Source organism: Paenibacillus cucumis (ex Kampfer et al. 2016) (assembly GCF_019748695.1).
Lineage (GTDB): Bacteria > Bacillota > Bacilli > Paenibacillales > Paenibacillaceae > Paenibacillus > Paenibacillus polysaccharolyticus.
Genome location: NZ_JACLIC010000071.1, coordinates 1 through 492, shown reverse-complemented (window position 1 = coordinate 492; position 492 = coordinate 1). Strand labels below are relative to the sequence as shown.

The following is a 492-nucleotide window of genomic DNA, read 5'->3' as shown; positions in this document are numbered from 1 at the left end:
CTGTCGATCCAGACGCATGATCTGGCGTATGTCCTCTATACCTCGGGTTCCACCGGAAAACCCAAAGGGGTAATGGTGGAGCAGGGACAGGTGATGAACCTGCTGGAGGGCATGCAGGGGAAATACCCGATCGAGCCCGGAGATGCCTATATGCTCAAGACAGCGTATACCTTTGATGTATCGGTGACAGAGCTGTATGGATGGATGCTGGGCGAGGGAGGCAGGATGGTCGTGTTGCCGGAAGGGGCAGAGAAGGATCCGCAAGCGATTACGGCTGCCATCCGGAGCCATGGCGTAACGCATGTGAACTTTGTACCGTCCATGCTGGGGGCCTTTCTGGAGCTGGACGGGGGGAAATCGCAAGGGCTGAAATACGCATTTGCAGCAGGAGAAGAGTTACTGCCAGAAGTGGCGTTACGCTTTCGTCAGCAGCTCCCGGGTGTGCAACTGGTGAATCTGTATGGACCGACGGAAGCCACAGTATATGCGACG

Annotated in this window: 1 protein-coding gene; it reads left to right on the top strand. The window is 56.3% G+C overall.

Annotation, left to right across the window (positions count from 1 at the left end; genetic code table 11):
- The coding region (locus H7T88_RS28475; RefSeq protein WP_221791738.1) for an AMP-binding protein at positions 1-492 on the top strand (492 nt) is incomplete at both ends.